The following is a 21,166-nucleotide window of genomic DNA, read 5'->3' on the forward strand; positions in this document are numbered from 1 at the left end:
TCCCTCACCCGCGGGCCGCCCACGATCCCGCCCCGGCGCACCGCGGCCGGAGCAGGGCAGCCACCGCCGGCGGCATCCGGTACGCCCGGGTGCTCCCCGCCGCAACCGCCCGCCTCAGCGCCCGTCGGCCGGCGCCGCCCCGCGAAGCGCCCCCGGTCCCACCCGAGAAACGCCCCGCTCCCACCCGCGAAGCGCCCGGATACCGCCCGGAATCGGCGCGGATGGCCGAGGATCGCCGGGCCGGACCGGATTGTCGGACCCGGGTGCGACACTGGGCCGCACCATGAACGTCTCGACGAACGTCCCGTCCACCGGGCACTTTGAGCCGCTCGCCCAGCGGCTCGCCGACCTGCGCGGTCCGGCGCCGCAGCGCAGCCTGAACGCCCGCGCGCTCGCCGCGCTCGCCGCCAATCCGGGCTGTCACCGCCGCGCCGTGCTCGACGCCGCCGGGGTCGACAAGTCGGCGCTGGCCGCCCGGCTCGGCCGCCCCGCGCCGTTCGGGCAGTCCCCGTTCGCCCTCGCCCGCGGTGTGATCTTCGAATCACGGCTGAAGGAGGACGACTACACGGCGTTGCTGGAGCCGCTCCGCCGCCACCTCGGCCTGCCGGCCGACGGCGGCGCCCCGCTCGCCGTGCCCGATCTGCTGCGCCGCTCCGGTCCGGCGGTCCGGGCCGAGCGGACGGCCGCCGCGCTGGCCGAGGCCGCCGCCGATCCGCAGGCCTGGACGCTGCTCGACCACCCGCTGCTGCGGCTCACCGTGGCCGGCAGCACCGCGTACCTGGAACCGGACGCCGTCGTGGTGCACGACGGGCGGTGCACCGTGATCGAGATCAAGTCCTTCCCGGTGCTCGACGGCAGCGCGGACCCGGCCAAGGTCGGTGCTGCCGCCCGCCAGGCCGCCGTCTACGTGCTGGCACTCCAGGAGACGGCCGCCACGCTGGCCGGCCGGGAGGCGGACCGGAACCCGTACGTCGAGCAGCGGCTGCCGGGCAGCCCCCGGCTGAGCGTGCTGCTGGTCTGCCCGAAGGACTTCAGCAACCGGCCCACCGCGGTGACCGTGGACGTCCGGCGTGAGCTGGCCACCACCCGCCGCCAGCTCAGCCGGATGACCGGCATCGGCCGGCTGCTGGACGCGCTGCCGCCCGGCGCCGGCTTCGACCTCACGTCGGACGGGACAGGGGCGCCCACCCGCTCGGCCGAACAACTGGCCGAGTCGGTCGAGGCGGTGCCGGCCGCGTACAGCCCGGACTGCCTCTCCACCTGCGAGCTGGGCTTCCACTGCCGTGCCCGGGCCCGCTGCGGGGACCGGGTCGAGCAGCTCGGCCGGGGCGTGCGCGGCGAGTTGGGCAGTATCCGGACCGTCACCGAGGCGCTGGCCGCCGCCGGGGCGGGCACCACCGCGGAGCGCGGCGCCCGCCCCGACACCTCCCCCGGAGACGACGAGGACAACGCCGACGAGGCCGCCGCCAGGCTGGCGTACGCCGCCGCGCTGCGCGCCGAGGCGCTGGGCCGGCCGCTCGCTGCGGTGACGGCCGACGCGCCGGCCGGGGCGGGAGCCGCCCGGTGAGCCTGCTCGGCACCCTCGCCCGGTTGGAGGCCGTCCGCAGCGGCCGGGCCGAACCGCTGGCCACGGTCCGCCACCGGCACCTCTCCGACCGCCCGATGGTGGTCGTGCCGCTGACCGCCGCCGGCGAGGCGGGCGCGCCACTGGCCGTGATGCTGGGCACCGACCGCTCCGCGCCCCGGCTGCACATCGTCCCGCAGCCGCTCAACCGCACCCTGCGCTTCGACTTCCTGGCCGAGCTGGCCGCCGATCTGCTGCCCTACCTGGAGTCCTTCGCCACCGAGGTGGAGCAGATCGAGGGCTCCGAGAAGGATCCGGAGACCGGTGAGAAGTCGCAGGTCTTCCGCGAGCTGTGCACCGACGCGCCGCAGCTGATCGTGCCCAACAGCGCGGGTGTGCACCACCTCGCCCTGCTCGGCCGCTCCACCCGCTTCCGCCGCACCGTCGAGGACGACGAGCCGGGCCCCTACCCGGCGCCGGCCCGGGTGCCACTGCTCGGCCGCTGGCTGACCCATCTCACCGACCGGGCCCAGGTGCCCGGCTCCAGCCTGCTGCTGGCGATGACCGGCCTGCTCTCCCGGCACTGGGCGACCGGTCAGAGCCACCTGGAGGACCAGCACCTCGCCGCCCGGCTGGCCTGGCACGCACCACCGGCCGGCCTGACCGGGGCCGAGGCCGCCGAGCGGGCCGAGTCCGCCCGGGACGAGGCCGGCCAGCTGCTCCACCCGCCGGCCGGCCCGGCCACCGACCCGCGCTTCGACGAGCTGGTGCTGGGCCCGGCGATCGCCCGCTACGACGCCGCCGCGGCCGCGCTGCTGCACACCGTCCAGGAGCCGGGCGGCACCGACGCCCGGCAGGCCCGGGCGGCCGTCCGGACGGCGGTCGAGCAGCTGCGCACGGTGCTGTCCCAGGTGCTGCTGCCCACCTGGCACGACGTCTGGCACGGCCTGGACCTGCTCCGCGCTCTGCCACCGGGCGGGCACCTGGCGGAGCGCTGGACGGGGGACCGCTGGTCCTACACCGGCCACCGGGACCGGCTGGCGGCCGGCGAACCGCCGCAGCCCCGGCAGGACGACGCCGTGACGGCCGCCCGGAAGCTGGCGCAGCGCGAGCGCGAGCAGGCCCGGCTGGACGTCCAGGAGGCCCTGGACGACCCGCTGGCGATGGCCGAGCACCGGCTGGCAGGCGAGGCGTTCTCGGGCGTGGTGACCGAGGTGGTGCCGGACTACGACACCTCGGGGCGCTCGCCCAAGCCACGTCCGCTGGTCACCGTGCGCACGGCCGACCGGCCGCACGCGGACCTCGGCCGGGAGGCGCACCGGGTCCGGGAGGCCGCCTCGTCGGAGTCCGGCGGCGGGCCGAGCGCGCAGAAGGCGGTGATCGCCGCGGTCGACCCGGCGGAGGGCACCATCACGCTGCGGATGCTGTCCGGCATGGGGCGCAGGAAGGAGCCCGAGCCGGGCAGCCTGCCCGAGCCCGGCGAGCGGGTCACCTTCACCCTGTTCGAACTGACCGTCCGCCAGTCCGCGCCGCTGCCCGAGCCGGACGACACCCCGTGGACGCACGGCGGCCCGCCCGGCGCCGCCTCCGCGCCCGGCCCCGTCCCGGCCGCCACCGCCGGGTCCACCGCCGGGTCCACCGCCACCGAGGAATGGGAGTGATCCGGCCGATGAACAGCGAACAGGCCCCCGGTGCGGCCGCCGACGCGGCGGTGGCCAGGATCCTGGAGGCCACCGTCCGCCCGACCGTCGGCGCCCCGCGCGGCGTGGTGGTGGACTCCCCGCCCGGCGCCGGCAAGTCCACCCTGGTGGTGCGCGCCGCCCGGGAGCTGGTCGAGGCCGGCGAGCGCCTCATGATCGTCGCCCAGACCAACGGCCAGGTGGACGACCTGGTCGACCGACTGGCCGGGAAAGCGCCCGAGTTGACGATCGGCCGGCTGCACGCGGCGGACTCCCGGCCGGGGACCGAGGTGCTGCGGCACCCCAATGTCACGCCCTCCGACAAGGTGACGGACCTCGCCGAGCTCGACGTGGTGATCTCGACCGCCGCGAAGTGGCAGTGGGTGAAGACCGAGGCGCCGTGGCGGCACGCGATCGTCGACGAGGCCTACCAGATGCGCTCGGACGCCCTGCTCGCGGTGGCCCGACTGTTCGAGCGGGCCCTGTTCGTGGGGGACCCGGGCCAGCTGGACCCGTTCACGGTGGTCGGCACCGAGCAGTGGGCGGGGCTGTCGTACGACCCGTCGAGCAGCGCGGTGGTCACGCTGCTCGCGCACAACCCGCAGATCGAACCGCACCGGCTGCCGGTCTCCTGGCGGTTGCCGGCCAGCGCGGCGCCGCTGATCTCCGACGCGTTCTACCCGTACACGCCGTTCCGTTCCGGCACCGGGCCCGGCGAGCGGCGGCTCAGCTCCTCGGTCCGGCCGGACGGCTCCGCCCTGGACGCGGCGATCGACCGGGCGGCCGAGCACGGCTGGGCGCTGCTGGAGCTGCCCGCCCGGCACACCGTCCGGACCGATCCGCAGGCGGTGGCCGCCGTGGCGGCGACCGTCCGCCGACTCCTGGAGCGCGGTCTGACGGCCCACTCCGAGCAGGGCTCCGTCCCGCTCGCCCCGGGCCGGATCGCGGTCGGCACGGCCCACCGGGACCAGGCGGCCGCCGTCCGGGCAGCGCTGGTCAGGGCCGGTGTCCCGGTCGACCCGGCGATCGGGCCGGCCGTCACGGTGGACACCGCCAACCGGCTGCAGGGGCGCGAGTACGACGTCACGGTGGTGCTGCACCCGCTGTCCGGGCGACCGGACGCGACCGCCTTCCACCTGGAGACGGGCCGGCTCTGCGTGCTCGCCTCCCGGCACCGGCACGCGTGCATCGTGGTGGCCCGAGCCGGCATCGCCGAGCTGCTGGACGAGCACCCGGCCACCGAACCGGTCCAGCTGGGCGTCTCGGTCACGTTCCCCGACGGGTGGGAGGCCAACCACCAGGTGCTGCAGCATCTCGCCGGGCACCGGGTACGGCTGGCACGCTGACCGGGCCGGCGGGCCGCAGCAGGCCTCCGGCGGGCCGGGGCGGCCGTCCGACGGGTGCACGCCCCCGGCGCGCCGGGTGGGAATAGCGCCCGGACTCGCACCGTTCCGTTACCGGCTGCCGCCGCGAGACAATGGACGACGGCCAGGACCGGGCGGCGGCGTCCCCGGCTGCCGTCGTCCGCCCCCCACCGAGCACCCGGAGGTGTCCGTCCATGCCCGACTCCCACGCCCAGGCGTCCGACCCGAGCGGTTCGACCGTGCCGGCCGGTCCGGGCGCAGGCGCCGGTGAAGCGCCCGCCCGACGCCGGCGCCCGGTCCAGCTGCTGTTCGAGCCGCACCTCGCCGAGCCGGAGCCGGAGCGCTTCTTCGACCTCGAGTCGATCGAGGATCCGGCGGAGCTGCTGCGCCGTTCCACGGAGCTGGCGCTGGCCTTCCGCACGGCCGCCGAGCGGGCCACCGACTTCCAGGCCGTCGCCGCCGCACAGCTCGCGGACACCCGCCGGTTCGACGCGCTCTCCGACGCCGAGATCGCCGAGCGGGCGGACTGGACGCCGGACTACGCGAACAAGATGATCGAGTACGGCCGCAGCCTGCTCCAGCCCCGGCGCCACGACGGCTAGCGGCTAGCGACCGGCAGCCGGCCCTCGGCGGCTGACGCCCGGCCCGGCGGCTCCGGAAGCCGGTGGGGTCACCGAGGTCGCTGAGGTCGTTGAGGCTGATGAGGTCGCTGAGGCCGGTGAGGCTCGGGCGCAGTCGGCCCGGGCGCCCGATCCGGCCCGGCCCGGAAACCTCGCCAGTGGCATATGCAGCGCGGCAGGGTACGCCGCTCCCCGCCGCGCTGTCCGGTAAACCGCGCTTTCCCTCCCGGACACCCCGCGGACGCCCCACGCTGCTGTCCGTGGACATCTGGACCTATCAGTCGGTGGAGTACGTCACCGTGGCCGGGGAGGCCTGGCTGGCCTCCGCCAGCGAGTACCCGCGCAGCATGCGCGCCCTCTGGGAATCGCGCCCCTGGGCGCCCTCGGTGCTGCCCTGCGGCCGCACCTTCGACGCGATCAGCATGCCGTCCCTGTTCGGCCGCAGGGTGCTGGACGAGCTGTGGACCTCCGGCCCCGGCTGCGGGCCGGTCGCCGCGTACCGGGGGCGCACGCTGCTGTTCGTCCGGCCGGGGGCGGCGGCCCGGCTGCGCCGGCTGCTCGCCTGGGAGGAGTGGGCCCGGGACGTCCCGCCGCTGCTCTGCCACGGCCGTGGCGACGCGGTGACCGTCCCGCCGGTGCAGCGGATGGTGCACAGTCCGGACTCTCCCGGCCTGGGTGCCGGGCGGTGGATCGTCGCCCCGGAGAGCCGGGAGCCGTGGCTGCCGGGCGCCTCGGTGGTGCTGTGGGCCTGTGTCCGGGCGGCCCGCGAGCCCGCCGAGCGGGCCGCGTCGGCGGCTCTGCCCGTCGGCTGAGCCCGCCCTCCCCCGGCTTCGATTATTCGATTTTGGCCGGGCCGTGCGCCGCTGCTAAAGTCTTCTCTGTCAGCAGGCGCCGCTAGCTCAGTTGGTTAGAGCAGCTGACTCTTAATCAGCGGGTCCGGGGTTCGAGTCCCTGGCGGCGCACAGACAGCCGGAAGGCCCCTTGCGAAAGCAAGGGGCCTTCGGTGTTTCCGGGGCCGCCCCCGGGGAACCGCCGCCCACCGGACGAATCCGGCGGGCGGCGAACGGCGGGCGGTTGGCGAACGGGGCTCAGCGGCCGCGCAGCGAGCGGTAGCGCGCGACCAGCCCCGCGGTGGAGCTGTCCAGCGCGTCGACGCCCTCACCGGTCAGCAGCACCGGCTCGATCCGCTTGGCGAGCACCTTGCCGAGCTCGACGCCCCACTGGTCGAAGGAGTCGATGTTCCAGATCGCGCCCTGGACGAACACCTTGTGCTCGTACAGCGCGACCAGCTGGCCGAGCACCGACGGGGTCAGCTCGCCGGCCAGGATGGTGGTGGTCGGGTGGTTGCCCTTGAAGGTCTTGTGCGGGACCAGCTCGGCCGGCACCCCCTCGGCCGCGACCTCCTCGGGCGTCTTGCCGAAGGCCAGCGCCTGGGTCTGGGCGAAGAAGTTGGCGAGCAGCAGGTCGTGCTGGGCGACCAGGCCGGCGGGCAGGTCGGCGACCGGCCGGGCGAAGCCGATGAAGTCGGCCGGGATGACCTTGGTGCCCTGGTGCAGCAGCTGGTAGTAGGCGTGCTGGCCGTTGGTACCGGGCGTGCCCCAGACCACCGGGCCGGTCTGCCAGCTCACCGGGTTGCCGTCGCGGTCCACCGACTTGCCGTTGGACTCCATGTCCAGCTGCTGGAGGTAGGCGGTGAACTTCGACAGGTAGTGCGAGTACGGCAGCACGGCGTGCGCCTGGGCGTCGAAGAAGGCCCCGTACCAGACGCCGAGCAGGCCGAGCAGCAGCGGGACGTTCTCCTCGGCGGGCGCCGTGCGGAAGTGCTCGTCGACCAGGTGGAAGCCGTCCAGCATCTCGCGGAAGGCGGCCGGGCCGATGGCGATCATCAGCGAGAGGCCGATCGCCGAGTCGTAGGAGTAACGGCCGCCCACCCAGTCCCAGAACTCGAACATGTTGGCGGTGTCGATGCCGAAGTCCGCGACGCCCTCGGCGTTGGTGGACAGGGCGACGAAGTGCTTCGCCACCGCCTCGGTGTCCGCGCCCAGGCCGGCGAGCAGCCAGCTGCGGGCCGAGACCGCGTTGGTGATGGTCTCGATGGTGGTGAAGGTCTTGGAGGCGACGATGAAGAGCGTCTCGGCCGGGTCGAGGTCGCGGACGGCCTCGTGCAGGTCGGCACCGTCCACGTTGGAGACGAAGCGCACGTCGAGGTCGCGCGCGGCGTAGGAGCGCAGCACCTCGTAGGCCATGGCGGGGCCGAGGTCGGAGCCGCCGATGCCGATGTTGACGACCGCCTTGATCCGCTTGCCGGTGTGGCCGCGCCAGGCGCCGCTGCGGACCTGCTCGGCGAAGGCCGCCATCTTGTCGAGCACGGCGTGCACGGCGGGCACCACGTTCTCGCCGTCGACCTCGACGACGGCCCCGCGCGGGGCGCGCAGCGCGGTGTGCAGGACGGCGCGGCGCTCGGTGTTGTTGATCTTCTCGCCGCGGAACATCGCGTCCCGCAGCCGGGCGACGCCGGTGGCCTCGGCGAGCTCGCGCAGCAGGGCCAGCGTCTCGTCCGTGACCAGCTGCTTGGCGTAGTCCACGTGCAGGTCGCCGACCTGGAGGGTGTAGCGGCGGCCGCGCTCCGGGTCCGCGGCGAACAGCTCGCGCAGGTGCGTCTCGCCCAGCTCCGCTCGGTGCTTGCCGAGGGCCGCCCACTGCGGGGTGCGGTCCAGCGGGGTACGGGCGTCGGCACGGGGCTGCGACATCGGTGGCTCCTCGATTCATCTGGGTGCAGAAACCGGCAGGGCCAGGCGGGAGGGTTTCGCGAGGTCGTGCGGGTACTGGTGGTACGCCGACTCCGTTGACGGCCTGCCCGGGGCCAGCCTATGCAACGTCGGGACCGGCGGCGCACATTCCGTTCGCGGACGCTCCCCCGCCGCCGTCCGGACGCTCCGCCGCCGCCCTCCCGACGGCCGGGTGACGTTTGCGGACTCCGTGTCACTTCCGTTCGGACCGCAGGTCGAGCCCGCGCAGCACCTGGTCGACCAGCTCCGGGTCGGCACCGAGTTCGCTGCGGGCGGCCAGCATCTCGCGCCGGGAGGCGGCGATCATCTCCTGCTCGACGCTGTACGCGGCACGCCACTGGCTGAGCCGCAGCCTGGCCTCGCCGGCCTCCTCCTCCGCGTACTTCTCCGGGCAGAGCCGGGCCAGCCGGTCGTGCTGACGGTCCCGCAGGCGGTCGGCGACCTCGGCGGGCAGCTTGTCCTGCTCCTCCAGTTCGCCGAGCCGCAGGAGCCCGGCCCGGGCGGCCCGCCACCAGAGCTCGCGCACCGCCTGCTCGTGCTTGTCGTGGTCGACGTCCAGCTGCAGGCGCTTGGCCAGCCACGGCAGGGTCAGGCCCTGGACCAGCAGGGTGAAGAGGACGACGCTGAAGGCGACGAAGACCAGCCGGCCGCGCTCCGGGAAGCCCTCGCCGGAGTCGACGGTCAGCGGAACGGCCAGGGCGAGGGCGACGGTGGCCACCCCGCGCATCCCGGACCACCAGAGCACCACGCTCTCCTGCCAGCTGATCGGGGTGTCCTCGTCGGCCCCGGCCCGCAGCTTCTTGGAGAGCCAGCCGGCCGGCAGCAGCCAGAGCAGCCGGACCACGACCACGACGGCGATGACGACGGCCGCGTCGCCGAGCATGCTCGTCCAGCCGGTGCCGGCCTCCTTCAGGACGGTGGCCAGCTCCAGGCCGATCAGGCCGAAGGCGACACCGGTGATCAGGATCTCGACGATCTCCCAGAAGGCGTTGCCGACCAGCCGGTAGGAAACGGCGTCGGCCTCCGCGGCGCGCTCGGCGAGGTAGAGCGCGCAGACCACGACGGCGAGCACACCGGAGCCGTGGATCTCCTCGGCCAGACTGTAGGCGGCGAACGGCACCAGCAGGTTGAGCGCCACCTGCTGGGTCGGGTCCTCCAGGAAGGAGGCGAGCTTGGCGTTGAGCCAGCCGAGCCCGATGCCGATGACGACGGCGAGGACGGCCGAGAGCACGAAGCGCAGCACCGCGTGACCGGGCGAGAAGTCACCGCTGACCACCGCGTCGATGGCCAGCGAGTAGATGACGATCGCGGTGACGTCGTTGAACAGGCCCTCGCTCTCCAGGATCGACACCAGTCGGCGCGGCAGGCCGACACTGCCGGCCACCGCGACGGCGGCGACCGGGTCCGGCGGGGAGACCAGCGCGCCGACCGCGACGGCGGCCGCGACCGGCAGCGCGGGCAGCAGCACGTGCACGGTGCCGGCGACCGCGGTCGTGGTGACCACCACCAGCGCGACCGCGAGCAGCAGGATGGAGCGGACGTTGGCCCGGAAGTAGCGGACCGAGGAGCGCCGGGCGACGGCGAAGATCAGCGGCGGCAGGACCAGCGGCAGGATCAGGTCCGGATCGAGGGAGATGTCCGGGATCTGCGGGACCAACGCCATGACGATGCCCAGCAGGGTCATCAGCACGGGTTGCGGCACGCCCGTCCTCCGGGCGAGCGGCATGGTCACCACGGAGGCGAGCAGCACCACGAAGAGCAGGGGCAGCTGGCCCACGGGGAGGTTCCTCTCGGCGACGAACGGTTTCGGACGGAGATCGGGCGCCGCGACGGCGGCGGCGGACGGACAGCGGGGCGGGCAACGGCGACGGTCCGCGGGGACGGCCGACAGGGGCGCGGCCGGACGCGACTCGGGCCGCCGTCGAGGATAAATCCGACAATGCTCTCAACTGTCGCAACACGCCGGAGGGCCCTTGACCTCAAGTCCGCTTCACCTCTGATGATCGGAGCGCAGGCAGGACCGGGCACAGCGGCCGGGCACACGGACCATGAGGCAGGAGCTCCAGATGAAGGCTGTCACCGTCTGCCGTTTCGGCGGCCCCGAGGTACTGCGGGTGACCGAGGTACCCACCCCCGCCGCCGGACCGGGTGAGGTGCGGGTCCGGGTCTACGCGGCCGGGGTGCAGCCCGCCGACCTCGCCGTCCGCGAGGGCTGGACGCCGCCGGGGGCCCAGGTCGAGCTGCCGACCGTCCCGGGCAACGAGTTCGCCGGGGTGGTCGACCAGCTCGGGCCGGACAGCCACGGCTGGGAGGTCGGCGACGAGGTGCTGGGCTTCCGGCTGCTGCACAGCCACGCCGAGTTCGTCACCGTCGACGGCTCCCAGCTGGTCCGCAAGCCGGCCGGCATGCCCTGGGAGCAGGCGGGCTCGCTCTCCGCCTCCGGCCAGACCGCCCATGTCGCACTCACCCAGTTGGGGGTCGGCCGGGGCGACACCGTCCTGGTCCACGGCGCCTCCGGCGGAGTCGGCACGGTCGCCGTCCAGCTCGCCCGCTCCTGGGGGGCCACGGTGATCGGCACCGCGAGCGAGCGCAACCACGACTACCTGCGCGAGCTCGGCGCGATCCCGGTCGCGTACGGGGACGGACTGGCCGAGCGGGTGCGGACGGCGGCGCCGCAGGGGGTGGACGCGGCCTTCGACGCGGCCGGGCGCGGCGCCCTGGAGGCCTCCGTCGAGCTGGTCGCCGACCGGGACCGGATCGGCACCGTGGTGGACCACGCCACCGCCCAGCGGCTCGGCCTGCGCGTCCTGCGGGCCCAGCGGACGGAGGCCCGGCTGGCCGAACTGGTCGAACTCTGGGAGGCCGGCGGCCTGCGACTGGAGATCGCCGACACCTTCCCGCTGGAGCGCGCGGCGGACGCCCACCGGATGGTCGGCACCGGGCACGTCCGGGGAAAGGTGGTGCTCACCCCGTGAGGCCCGTGGACCCCGCGCGCCCGGGGCCGGGGGGCCGCAAACCCGGCCGAGCCCTCGATTGTGAGTTTCGGCTGCTGACCAGGTAATGTTCTCCGCGTCAGCAGGCGCCGCTAGCTCAGTTGGTTAGAGCAGCTGACTCTTAATCAGCGGGTCCGGGGTTCGAGTCCCTGGCGGCGCACAGACAGCCGGAAGGCCCCTTGCGAAAGCAAGGGGCCTTCGGTGCTTCCCGAGCCCTGCGGCGCCGGGAGCCCCCGGGTGGGGCCCGGTCCGCTCAGTGCGGGATGGCCGCGATCAGCTCGGACGCCCCCTGCCGCTTCAGGGCCAGGGCGGTCGCGGTGCCCAGGTCCTCCGGGGTGAGCGAGCCGGCCCACTCGTGGGCGTCCAGGATCCGCTTGCCGTCCGGGGAGAAGACCCGCCCGCGCAGCGAGAGGCGGCCGTCCTCCTCGGCCTTGGCGTAGCCGGCGATCGGCGAGTTGCAGTGGCCCTGGAGGACGTGCAGGAACATCCGCTCGGCGACGGCCTCGCGCCAGGTCGGCTGGTCGCCCAGGCCGGTCACCGCGTCGATGGTGGCGGCGTCCTCCTCGCGGCACTGGAGGGCGAGGATGCCGGCGCCGATCGGCGGGCACATCGACTCCGGCGGCAGGATCTCGCTGATCCGCGCCTCCTCCCCGATCCGCTCCAGCCCGGAGACCGCGAGCAGCAGCGCGTCCGCCTCGCCTGCCGCCAGCTTGGCGAGGCGGCTGTTGGCGTTGCCGCGCATCGGCACGCAGACCAGGTGCGGGTGGGAGGCGGCGAGCTGGGCCCGGCGGCGGACCGAGGAGGTCCCGATCCGCGCTCCGGACGGCAGCTCGTCGAGGGTGAGGCCGTCGGGGTGGACCAGGGCGTCGCGGATGTCGTCGCGTCGCAGGTAGGCGGCGAAGACCGTGCCGGCCGGCAGCGGGCGGTCGGCGGGCACGTCCTTGAGGCAGTGCACCGCGAGGTCCGCCTCCCCCGCGAGCAGCGCCGCGTCCACCTCCTTGGTGAAGGCGCCCTTGCCGCCGAGTTGTGCGAGGTCCCCCATCCAGCGGTCTCCGGAGGTGGTCACCGGGACGACCTCCGTCCGCAGCCCCGGGTGGAGTGCGGCGAGCTCGGCCCGGACCCGCTCGACCTGGGCGAGCGCCATCGGCGAGGAGCGGGACACGATTCTGATCAACTCGGCAGTGGACATGGCCCGATGATAGGTCGTCACCGACGTCGTCCCGGTGACGCGCGACGGCCGAGCGCGCCGCCCACCGGCGCACGGCGAACGGCACCCGGCGAACGGCGCGGGGCGCGGGGCGCCGGGCGGGGCGGTCCCGTCCGGCGCCCCGCGGGGATCGGTCAGCGGCGGAAGTAGCCGTCGAAGTTCTTGGAGAACTCCCGGCCGCCGAACTGGTCCCAGTTGATCGACCAGGTCATCAGGCCGCGCAGGTCGGGCTGGGCGCCGGCCCTGGGGACGTAGCTGCCGCAGTTGGTGGCCTTGGTGAGGCAGTCCAGCGCCTTGTCGACCTCGGCGGGGGCGACGTAGCCGTTGCCCGCGTTGGTGGTGGCCGGCATGCCGATCGCGAGCTTGGAGGCGGGCAGCGCCGGGAACACGTTGCCGGTGTTGCCCGCCACCGGGAAGCCCTTGAGCAGCATGTCGGTCATGGCGACGTGGAAGTCGGCGCCGCCCATCGAGTGGTACTGGTTGTCCAGGCCCATGATGGAGCCGGAATTGTAGTCCTGGACGTGCAGCAGGGTGAGGTCGTCGCGCAGGGCGTGGATGACCGGCAGGTAGGCGCCGGCGCGCGGGTCCTGGCCGCCCCACGGGCCGGAGCCGTAGTACTGGTAGCCGAGTTGGACGAAGAAGGTCTCCGGGGCCATGGTGAGGACGAAGTTCGGGCCGTACTTGGCCTTCAGCGTCTTCACGGCGGAGATCAGGTTGACGACGACCGGGCTGGTCGGGTTCTTGAAGTCGGTGTCACCGGTGTTCAGCGAGAGCGAGTGGCCCTCGAAGTCGATGTCGAGGCCGTCCAGGCCCCACTTGTCGATGATCGCCGAGACCGAGCCGACGAAGGCGTCGCGGGCGGCCGTGGTGGTGAGCTGGACCTGGCCGTTCTGGCCGCCGATCGAGATCAGCACCTTCTTGCCCTTGGCCCGCTTGGCGGCGATGGCGGCCTTGAAGTCCGCGTCGGACTCCACCCCGGGGCACTCGGTGACCGGGCAGCGGTTGAACCGGATGTCGCCGGACGTGACGGAGGTCGGCTCGCCGAAGGAGAGGTTGATGAAGTCCCAGGAGTCCGGGATGTCGGCGACCTTGGTGTAGCCGGCGCCGTTGGCGAAGCTGGCGTGCAGGTAGCCGACCAGGGCGTGGCTGCCGGCCGGCCCGGTGGGCGTAGCCGTCGGCGTCACGGTCGGGGTGACGGTGGGCGTGACGGTCGGGGTCACGGTGGGTGTGGGCGTCGGGCTGGGCGCGCCCGGTCCGTCCAGTGAGACGTCGTCCGCGTAGTAGGTGCCCTGGCCGTACCAGCCGTGGGTGTACACGGTGGCGCTGGTCTGGTTCGCGGCCGTGGTGAAGCTGACGCTGAGCTTCTGGTAGGCGCCGCCGGTGCCCGGCGTCCAGGTGCTGGTGCCGCCGTCCACGCCGAGGTAGACGTACGCGCCCTTGAGGTACGCGCTGAGGGTGTAGGTGGTGTTGGGGGCGACCGTGACGGTCTGGGCGCAGCGGGCCGTGTCACCGGCCGAGGCGGCCCCGGCGAGTGCGTAACTGCCGCCGTGGGCCTGACCGGTGACGACGCTGCCGGTGCCGGCGGAGCAGCTCCAAGGGCCGGTGGCACCGGTCTCGAAACCGCCGTTGACCAGGAACTCCCCGGCCGAGGCGGCCGGCGCCAGGCCCAGGGTCAGGCCGACCACGGTCGCCGCGGCGACGGCCGAGGCGGTACCGGCGGCGAGCAGCGTACGGGGGCGGCGGCCCCGAGCGGGCGAACAGCGGTCGGGTGCGGCTACAGGTGTTCTGCGCATGCGGGGACTCCTGCGGGGGCGCGGGTCGTGGGGGACGTCCGAGGGCGCGGCGACGGTACGTGCCAGTGGGGGTTCGGCCCGACCGCGCACCCTAGTTGGACTAGACCACTGAAGTGGATTCGGCCGTGCGGTGTCAATGGTCCAGACCGCTCAGGCCCTTCCGCCCGGGGCGTCCGGTTGCCGGGCGTGACACCCCGTCGAACCATGGAGGGGTGACGTCACCCGGCTACCTCCGCTACCCGCACCTGCGCGGGGGCCTGCTGGCGTTCACCGCCGAGGACGACGTCTGGATCGCGCCGCTCTCCCCCGACGGCACCGCCGGCCGGGCGTGGCGGGTCAGCTGCGACCGCACCCGGGTCAGCCACCCCCGGATATCGCCCGACGGTCGCACCCTGGCCTGGACCGGCTGGCAGAGCCCGACCCCCGAGATCTGGACCGCCCCGGTCGAGGGCGGCGAAGCCGTCCGGCTCAGCTACTGGGGCAGCCAGGACACCCGACTGCGCGGCTGGCTGCCGGACGGCGAACTCCTCGCCGTCACCTCCCACCACGAGCCCTTCGGCCACTACACCTGGGCGCACGCGCTGCCGCCGGACGGATCCCCCGGCCGCCGGATGCCCTGGGGGCCGGTCGGCGACGCCCAGCTGAGCCGGGCGCACACCGTGCTGCTCACCGGCTCGGCACCCCACGAGCCCGCCGCCTGGAAGCGCTACCGGGGCGGCGCCACCGGCCGGCTCTGGGTGGACGGCGAGCAGATCCTGCCCGGTCACCGGGGACACCTCGCCTCCCCCATGCCGGTCGGCGACCGGATCGCCTTCCTCTCCGACCACGAGGGCGTCGGCAACCTCTACTCCTGCCGCCCCGACGGCACCGACCTGCGCCGGCACACCGACCACGCGTCCTACTACGCCCGCGAGGCCGCCACCGACGGCACCCGGATCGTCTACCAGCACGCCGGCGACCTCTGGGTGCTGGAGAGCCTGGACGCGCCCGCGCCGCACCGGCTGCGCGTGCCGCTGGGCGGCGCCCGGGCCGGCCGGCGGCCCTACCAGGTGAGCGCCGCCTCCCACGTCAAGGACCTCGCCTGCGACCACACCGGCCGTGCCGGGGTGATCACCGTACGCGGCAGCCAGTACTGGCTCACCCACCGGGACGGTCCGGCCCGGGCGCTCGCCGACACCCCGGGCGTGCGCACCCGGCTGCCGGTGGTGCTCGGGCACACCGGCGAAGCCGCCTGGATCACCGACGCGGAGGGCGAGGACGCGGTCGAGATCGTCCCGCTGCCCGGCCACGACATCCACCTCCACGGGGACGCGACCGACGGGCACGGGGCCGACGGGCACGACGGACCTGGGGCGGACGGCCACGGGGCCGACGGGCATGACGGACCTGGGGCGGACGGCCACGGGACCGCCGGGCGCGAACCCGACGGACCGGGGGTGGACGGCGCGGCGGCGGCCGGGGACCGGACGACCGGTGGTGGCCGGACGGCCGGGAGGCACCGCCACCGGGTGCTCGCCGGCGGCCGGCTCGGCCGCGTCCTGGAGCTCACCGCCTCCCCCGACGGCGCCCACCTGGCCGTCGCCGCCTCCGACGGGCGGCTGCTGCTGGTCGCCGCCTCCGACGGCTCCGTCCGCGAGCTCGCCGCCTCCGACCACGGCCCGGTCAGCGGCGCCCGCTTCTCCCCCGACTCGCACTGGATCGCCTGGTCCCAGCCGGTGGCCGGGCGCTCACTGCGCCGGATCCGGCTCACCCGCACCGACCCCGCACCGATCACCGAGGTCACCGACGGCCGGTTCGAGGACGAGCAGCCGGTGTTCACCCGGGACGGCCGCTACCTGGCCTTCCTCTCCTGGCGCGGGTTCGACCCGGTCCACGACGTGCACACCGGCGACCTCTCCTTCCCGCTCGGCTGCCGCCCGTACCTCGTCCCGCTCACCGCCGACACCCCGTCCCCGTTCGCCGCCCCCGCCGAGGACGGCGCCCCGCGCGGCAACGGCGGCGGGGACGGCACCGTGCACGTCGACCCGCAGGGCATCGGCGAGCGGCTGCTGCAGTTCCCGGTGATCGCCTCCAAGTACTCGGCCACCGACGCCGTGCGGGGCGGCCTGGTCTGGCTGCGCTGGCCGATCTCCGGCACCCTCGGGCAGACCTTCACCAACCCGGACGACACCTCCGGCCGCCCCTCCCTGGAGTACTTCGACCTGGCCCGGGGCACCCGCAGCACGCTGGCCGACAAGCTGGACGGCTACGCCGTCTCGGGCGACGGCGGCTCCGTCGCCGTCTACTCGGCCGGCACCCTGCGGATCGTCCCGGTCGCCGCACCGTCCGCCGGCACCACGGTGGACCTGCGCCGGATCACCCACACCGTGCAGCCGGCCGCCGAGTGGCGCCAGGCGTACCACGAGGCGGCCCGGATCGTCCGGGACCAGTTCTGGGACGCCGGGATGTCCGGACTGGACTGGCCCGCGCTGGTCGCGCAGTACGAGCCGCTGCTGGAGCGGATCGCCGGCCCGGACGACTTCGCCGACCTGCTCCGCGAGCTCCTCGGCGAGCTGGGTACCTCGCACGCGTACGTCACGCCGTCCCGGCGCGGCGAGGGACCGGCGCTGGTCCAGCAACCGCTCGGTCTGCTCGGCGCCAACGCCCGCCGCGCCGCGGACGGCCGCTGGCTGGTCCACCGCATCCTGCCCGGTGAGTCCTCCGACCCGCGCGCCCGGGCCCCGCTCGCCTCCCAGGGCGTCCGGGACGGCGACGAGCTGCTGGCCGTGGCCGGACGCCCGGTGGACCGGGTGCGCGGCCCGGCCCCGCTGCTGGCCGGCACCGGTGGCACCACCGTGGAGCTGACCCTGCACAGCGCGGAGGGCCCGAACCCCGGGATCCGCCGGATCACCGTCACCCCGCTGACCGACGAGCGGCCGATCCGCTACCAGGACTGGGTGGCCAAGCGCCGCTCCCTGGTCCGGGAGTTCAGCGACGGCCGGTGCGGCTACCTGCACATCCCGGATCTCGGCGGCTCCGGCTGGGCCCAGTTCAACCGGGACCTGCGGCGGGAGCTCGACAAGCCCGCCCTGGTGCTGGACGTCCGGGGCAACGCCGGCGGCAACGTCTCCGAGCTGGTCCTGGAGAAGCTCACCCGGCCGGTGCTGGCCTGGGACTTCAGCCGGGGACGGCAGCCGGTGCGGTGGCCGCGCTACGCACCGCGCGGACCGATCGTGGCACTGGCCGACGAGGCGACCAGCTCGGACGGCGACGTCATCATCGCCGCGATCAAGCTGCTGCGGCTGGGCCCGGTGGTCGGCAGCCGCACCTGGGGCGGAGTGGTCGGCATGACCGGGCGGCACACGCTCGGCGACGGGACGCAGATCTCGGTGCCGAAGAACGCCTCCTGGTTCACCGGCGGGCTCGGCTGGTCGGTGGAGAACCGCGGCGTGGAGCCGGACGTGCACGTGCTGCGCACCCCGCAGGACTGGGCCAGGGGGCAGCACCCGGAGCTGGCCACCGCGGTCCAGCTGGCGCTGGAGCTGCTGGAGGACGCGCCGGCCGCCGTCGCGCCGCCGGACGACACCCCGCGCCCGGACCTGCGGCGGCCGCCGCTGCCGCCGCGCGACCGCTGAGCGGGCGGGCGGGCGGCAGCGGGTCACGCCGAATCGGCAGCGGGTACGCCGAAGGGACGCGCCCGGCGGCGGGTGCGTCCCTTCGGCGTGGTCGGCGTGACCGGCGTGCTGCGGTCGGTTCCGGCCGTCAGTCCCAGGGGTCCCCCTCGGCCGTCATGTCCTCGCGGGCCCGCTCCTCGGCCTCCTGTTCGGTGACGCCGGCGGCCTCCCGGGCCCGGCGGGCCCTCTCGGCCTCGGCGCTGAACGCGTCGGCGGCCTCGTCGTGGGCGAGCGCGGCCCGCTGGGCGGCCTCCGTCATCGCGGTGGTGTCCTGCTCGTGGCTCCCGCCGAGGGAGGATCTGGCCTCCTCGCCGGCGTCGTGCGCCTTGTGGCGGAACCTGTCGAAGATGCCCATGACTCCTCCTCCGGACGACTTCCGGGCTGCCACCACTCTCACACCGGGACCCGGCGCGCGCATCCGCTGGCGATCCGCCCTGCGCGCTCCCGTCGGCCCGGGCCCCGGGCCGACGGGAGCGTTGTCAGCCGCTGACGCTGGCCGCGCCGGTCTCCAGGTGGCCGGTGAAGCGCTGCGACCACGAGCCGTCGGCGTCCACCGTGACGGTGAAGTCGTACCAGCCGTTGGTGTAGGCGACGGCGTTGAAGAAGTCGCTCACGCTGCCGCCGGCCGGCACCTGGTACGTCCAGGGACCGTCCGTGCGGTAGTTGTTCGAGGCGATGGTGAAGGTCAGCGGCGTGGTGCCGGTGTTGGCGAGCCTGAAGTACAGCGCCGGCTTTCCGGTGCCCGGCTCGACCGCGTACGAGGCGGTGACGGCCGCGTTCCTGCCCGCCTTGGTGGCGTCGCCCTTGAATCGGCGCAGGAAGCGGTTGGGGCCGACGACGGAGAGGTCGTACGGGCCGCCGCCGAAGCCGGTCCCGCAGTTGAAGAAGTCGCTCTGGTTGCCGCCCGGGTCGACGGTGTACTGCCAGGGCCCACCGCTGCGGTAGGCGTTGGCGTAGGCCGCGAAGTGGGCCGACTTCTGGGCGACCGCACCCTCGTTGGCCATCGTCAGCCAGACCTTGACGGCGCCGGCGGAGCCGAACTCCAGGCGGTCCAGGTTGGCGTTCGGCTGGTACGGCAGGGCACGGGCCTGGCGGGTGCCGGGCTCCTGGACGGGCAGCTTGTTGTCGACCGGTGCCGGGTTGGGCAGCGGGCCGCAGCTCGACATGCCGATCACCGCGTCGGTGTTGGGCAGGGCGGGCAGGCCGTAGACCGGGTTGGCGAAGTCGAAGGCACTGGTGAGGTCGCCGCAGACGCGCCGGCGCCAGTCGGTGATGTTGGGGCAGGTGGCCGGCTTGCCGATGGCGGCCGTCCACTTCTCCAGGAAGCGCAGCACCGAGGTGTGGTCGAAGACCTCGGAGTTGACCCAGCCGCCGCGGGTCCAGGGCGAGATGGCGATCATCGGGACGCGGAAGCCGAGGCCGATGTTGGTCCCGCCGTAGAACTCGCCCGGGGTGCCGGCCGGGGCGGCGGGCGGCGGGACGTGGTCGAAGAAGCCGTCGTTCTCGTCGTAGTTGAGGAAGAGGACGGTGGAGTCGAACACGTCCGGGTTGGCGGCCAGCGCGTCGATCACGTTGTGGACGAAGTGCGCGCCGTCCTGGGGGGTGGAGTACGGGTGCTCGGAGGAGCCCTGGTCGGGGACGATCCAGGAGACCTGCGGGAGGGTGCCGTTCAGCGCGTCGGCCTTGATCGCGGCGACGATGTCGTCCGGGGTCCGGCCGGTCACCTTGGGAACGGAGCCCATGCCCTTGACCGCGAGCGGACTGCCGGCCGGGGCGGAGCTGAACCGGGTGAAGTAGGCGAGGGCGTTGTCGCCGTAGTTGTCGGCCGCGTTCTGGTAGACCTTCCAGCTCACGCCGGCGTCCTCCAGCGCCTCGGCGTAGGTCTGCCAGCGCAGGCCCTTCTCGTCGCCGCCGTCGTACGCCGGGCCGCCCGCCTTGCCGTCCGGGTCGATCTGACCGGACCAGTGGTAGGTGCGGTTGGGTCCGGTGGCGCTGATCACGGAACAGAAGTAGGCGTCGCAGATCGTCCAGTTCTCGGCGAGCGCGTAGTGGAACGGGATGTCCTGGCGGGTGAGGTACCCGAGCGTGCGGACGTTGCCCTTGGCAGCGACCCAGGAGTCCATCTTGCCGCCGTTCCACGCCCGGTGCTGGTCGGACCAGCCGTGGGCGAGGTCGCCGTTGCACTGCGCCAGGCGCTCGGGGTCGGCGCCGCCGGCCGGCTTGGTGGCGCTGAACTGCCACGGGTACTGCCGCCCGAGCCCGTTGGGCTGGTTGAAGACGCTGTAGCCGTTGGCGATCTGGATCGCGCTGCGGTCGGCGAAGCCGCGCACGCCGCGCAGCATCCCGAAGTAGTGGTCGAAGCTGCGGTTCTCCTGCATCAGGATGACGATGTGCTTGGCGTCCGCGATGGTGCCGGTCTGCGACAGCGCCGCCGACGACGCTGCGGCGGGCGCGCCCGGCGCCGCCCCCGCACCGGTGGCCCCGGCTACGGCCAGGCCCGCCGCAGCGGCTCCGGACAACGCGACGAACTTCCTACGACTCAGCTCGGCCATCAGCCCGGCCCGTCCCTTCACTGGCGATGTTGTGCACACAAGTTGGGCCCATCAATCGCGCAGCATCCTCCCCCCGCCCGGACCGCCCCCACCAGAGGGCCGGGGCAGGGTTGGCGGACTGTTCGCCCGGCCGTCACCGAGCGACGCCCGCCTGAACGGCAGGGCCGCGAACGGCGGCTGGGCGATGGCGCTCAGTCCTTCACCGTGATCCCCAGGGCGTGGGCGAACTGAGGCGCCAGTTCGAGGAGTTGGGGGGAGCTGATGATGGCGCCCCGCAGGCCCTGGTGGCCGTCGGGCAGGCCCAGCCGGACGGCGTCGCGCAGATCCACCCCGGTCAGCCTGGCGCCGCGCAGACGCACCTCCTCCAGGGTGGAGCCCGGGAAGGAGACGTCGGTCAGCTTGGCCTCGCCGAAGTCCACGTCGCGTAGCAGGCAGTCCTCGAAGACGACGTCGCGCAGGACCGCGCCACGCAGGTTGACCGCCTCCAGCTTGCAGCCGCGCAGGACCGTACGGCGCAGCGCCGAGCCGTGGGCGGCCACGCCGGCCAGCACGCCGCCGGTGACGGCGCTGTCCTGCCACTCGGTGTCGCTGAGGTCGCAGCCCACCCAGCGGCCCGCCTGGGCCCACACCTCGTTGAAGCGGGCCCGGCGGAGCTTGACCCCGCTCAGCGCCACGCCGGTGAACGCGCACTCCAGGAAGGTCGCGCCGGCGGCGGACTGGTCGGTGTACTCGCCGCCGTCGAAGTGGACGGTGTCGTAGCGCTCGTCGCTGCGCAGCGGGCCGGTGTGCGGGCGCAGCAGGTGGGCGTACGGCAGGTCGGTCAGACGGTCGGGGACGGAGAGCGGCATGGTGGTGACACCTCGGGTCGGCGGACTGGTCCTCGCCCGCATGCTCGCACGTGCCACCGACAGGGCCCGGCCGCCCGGGGTGGGCGGCCGCCCCTGTCGGTGGT

At 74.3% G+C, this 21,166-nt stretch carries 14 protein-coding genes and 2 tRNA genes; 9 read left to right on the forward strand and 7 right to left on the reverse strand.

The genetic code is table 11. The features are described from left to right. The first annotated feature begins 283 nt into the window (after nucleotides 1-283). The 6 genes from AB0J08_RS05755 (at nucleotide 284) to AB0J08_RS05780 (ending at nucleotide 6,189) form a co-directional block, all read left to right on the forward strand. The gene (locus AB0J08_RS05755; RefSeq protein WP_360627441.1) at nucleotides 284-1,567 is read left to right on the forward strand and encodes a hypothetical protein; all 1,284 of its coding nucleotides are present in this window, start codon (nucleotides 284-286) and stop codon (nucleotides 1,565-1,567) included. Further along, entirely contained in the window at nucleotides 1,564-3,225 is a 1,662-nt protein-coding gene (locus AB0J08_RS05760; RefSeq protein WP_360627444.1) for a hypothetical protein, read from the forward strand. The genes AB0J08_RS05755 and AB0J08_RS05760 overlap by 4 nt, the downstream gene beginning before the upstream one ends. 8 nt (nucleotides 3,226-3,233) lie before the next feature. Further along, the gene (locus AB0J08_RS05765; protein ID WP_360627447.1) at nucleotides 3,234-4,589 is read left to right on the forward strand and encodes an AAA family ATPase; all 1,356 of its coding nucleotides are present in this window, start codon (nucleotides 3,234-3,236) and stop codon (nucleotides 4,587-4,589) included. A 212-nt stretch (nucleotides 4,590-4,801) separates the two neighbouring features. Further along, complete coding sequence (locus AB0J08_RS05770; RefSeq protein ID WP_360627450.1) at nucleotides 4,802-5,209, forward strand: hypothetical protein; 408 nt, start codon at nucleotides 4,802-4,804, stop codon at nucleotides 5,207-5,209. 98 nt (nucleotides 5,210-5,307) lie between these two features. After that, entirely contained in the window at nucleotides 5,308-6,039 is a 732-nt protein-coding gene (locus AB0J08_RS05775; RefSeq protein WP_360627453.1) for a bifunctional DNA primase/polymerase, read from the forward strand. A gap of 76 nt (nucleotides 6,040-6,115) precedes the next feature. Next, nucleotides 6,116-6,189, forward strand: a tRNA-Lys gene (locus AB0J08_RS05780). A gap of 126 nt (nucleotides 6,190-6,315) precedes the next feature. On the opposite strand, the gene pgi is transcribed toward AB0J08_RS05780, so the two are convergent. Together pgi and AB0J08_RS05790 are read right to left on the reverse strand one after the other, a co-directional pair. Next, nucleotides 6,316-7,977: a glucose-6-phosphate isomerase gene (gene pgi, locus AB0J08_RS05785; RefSeq protein ID WP_360627456.1), complete on the reverse strand. Its 1,662-nt coding sequence runs from the start codon at nucleotides 7,975-7,977 to the stop codon at nucleotides 6,316-6,318. Between the two features lie 232 nt (nucleotides 7,978-8,209). Next, on the reverse strand, nucleotides 8,210-9,793 hold the full coding sequence (locus AB0J08_RS05790) for a Na+/H+ antiporter (RefSeq protein ID WP_360627459.1): 1,584 nt from the start codon (nucleotides 9,791-9,793) through the stop codon (nucleotides 8,210-8,212). A gap of 289 nt (nucleotides 9,794-10,082) precedes the next feature. On the opposite strand from AB0J08_RS05790, the gene AB0J08_RS05795 reads away from it, so the two are divergent. Then, the gene (locus tag AB0J08_RS05795) at nucleotides 10,083-10,991 is read left to right on the forward strand and encodes an NADP-dependent oxidoreductase (RefSeq protein ID WP_360627462.1); all 909 of its coding nucleotides are present in this window, start codon (nucleotides 10,083-10,085) and stop codon (nucleotides 10,989-10,991) included. A gap of 104 nt (nucleotides 10,992-11,095) precedes the next feature. Continuing rightward, nucleotides 11,096-11,169: transfer RNA gene (locus AB0J08_RS05800), tRNA-Lys, on the forward strand. A 93-nt stretch (nucleotides 11,170-11,262) separates the two neighbouring features. On the opposite strand, the gene hemC is transcribed toward AB0J08_RS05800, so the two are convergent. Both hemC and AB0J08_RS05810 read right to left on the reverse strand, forming a co-directional pair. Continuing rightward, complete coding sequence (gene hemC / locus AB0J08_RS05805) at nucleotides 11,263-12,198, reverse strand: hydroxymethylbilane synthase (protein WP_360627465.1); 936 nt, start codon at nucleotides 12,196-12,198, stop codon at nucleotides 11,263-11,265. 152 nt (nucleotides 12,199-12,350) lie between these two features. Further along, on the reverse strand, nucleotides 12,351-14,009 hold the full coding sequence (locus tag AB0J08_RS05810) for a glycosyl hydrolase family 18 protein (RefSeq protein WP_360627468.1): 1,659 nt from the start codon (nucleotides 14,007-14,009) through the stop codon (nucleotides 12,351-12,353). A gap of 212 nt (nucleotides 14,010-14,221) precedes the next feature. On the opposite strand from AB0J08_RS05810, the gene AB0J08_RS05815 reads away from it, so the two are divergent. Then, nucleotides 14,222-17,623: a S41 family peptidase gene (locus tag AB0J08_RS05815; protein ID WP_360627471.1), complete on the forward strand. Its 3,402-nt coding sequence runs from the start codon at nucleotides 14,222-14,224 to the stop codon at nucleotides 17,621-17,623. Between the two features lie 127 nt (nucleotides 17,624-17,750). Here AB0J08_RS05815 and AB0J08_RS05820 read toward each other — a convergent pair whose 3' ends face one another. The 3 genes from AB0J08_RS05820 to AB0J08_RS05830 form a co-directional block, all read right to left on the reverse strand. Then, entirely contained in the window at nucleotides 17,751-18,017 is a 267-nt protein-coding gene (locus AB0J08_RS05820) for a hypothetical protein (protein WP_360627474.1), read from the reverse strand. 124 nt (nucleotides 18,018-18,141) lie between these two features. Continuing rightward, nucleotides 18,142-20,214 (reverse strand): phosphocholine-specific phospholipase C, encoded by a 2,073-nt coding sequence (locus AB0J08_RS05825; protein ID WP_360627477.1) that lies wholly within the window; start codon nucleotides 20,212-20,214, stop codon nucleotides 18,142-18,144. A 191-nt stretch (nucleotides 20,215-20,405) separates the two neighbouring features. Continuing rightward, complete coding sequence (locus AB0J08_RS05830; RefSeq protein ID WP_360627480.1) at nucleotides 20,406-21,062, reverse strand: pentapeptide repeat-containing protein; 657 nt, start codon at nucleotides 21,060-21,062, stop codon at nucleotides 20,406-20,408. Nucleotides 21,063-21,166: the final 104 nt, after the last annotated feature.

The sequence above is a fragment of the Kitasatospora sp. NPDC050463 genome (assembly GCF_040655255.1).
Lineage (GTDB): Bacteria > Actinomycetota > Actinomycetes > Streptomycetales > Streptomycetaceae > Kitasatospora.

Excerpts from the sequence above, each read along its gene's own strand:
- AB0J08_RS05770 (WP_360627450.1), top strand. The coding sequence starts at position 4,802 with ATGCCCGACTCCCACGCCCAGGCGTCCGACCCGAGCGGTTCGACCGTG.
- AB0J08_RS05755 (WP_360627441.1), top strand. The coding sequence starts at position 284 with ATGAACGTCTCGACGAACGTCCCGTCCACCGGGCACTTTGAGCCGCTC.
- AB0J08_RS05765 (WP_360627447.1), top strand. The coding sequence starts at position 3,234 with ATGAACAGCGAACAGGCCCCCGGTGCGGCCGCCGACGCGGCGGTGGCC.
- hemC (WP_360627465.1), bottom strand. The coding sequence starts at position 12,198 with ATGTCCACTGCCGAGTTGATCAGAATCGTGTCCCGCTCCTCGCCGATG.
- AB0J08_RS05810 (WP_360627468.1), bottom strand. The coding sequence starts at position 14,009 with ATGCGCAGAACACCTGTAGCCGCACCCGACCGCTGTTCGCCCGCTCGG.
- pgi (WP_360627456.1), bottom strand. The coding sequence starts at position 7,977 with ATGTCGCAGCCCCGTGCCGACGCCCGTACCCCGCTGGACCGCACCCCG.
- AB0J08_RS05795 (WP_360627462.1), top strand. The coding sequence starts at position 10,083 with ATGAAGGCTGTCACCGTCTGCCGTTTCGGCGGCCCCGAGGTACTGCGG.
- AB0J08_RS05775 (WP_360627453.1), top strand. The coding sequence starts at position 5,308 with ATGAGGTCGCTGAGGCCGGTGAGGCTCGGGCGCAGTCGGCCCGGGCGC.
- AB0J08_RS05820 (WP_360627474.1), bottom strand. The coding sequence starts at position 18,017 with ATGGGCATCTTCGACAGGTTCCGCCACAAGGCGCACGACGCCGGCGAG.
- AB0J08_RS05825 (WP_360627477.1), bottom strand. The coding sequence starts at position 20,214 with ATGGCCGAGCTGAGTCGTAGGAAGTTCGTCGCGTTGTCCGGAGCCGCT.
- AB0J08_RS05830 (WP_360627480.1), bottom strand. The coding sequence starts at position 21,062 with ATGCCGCTCTCCGTCCCCGACCGTCTGACCGACCTGCCGTACGCCCAC.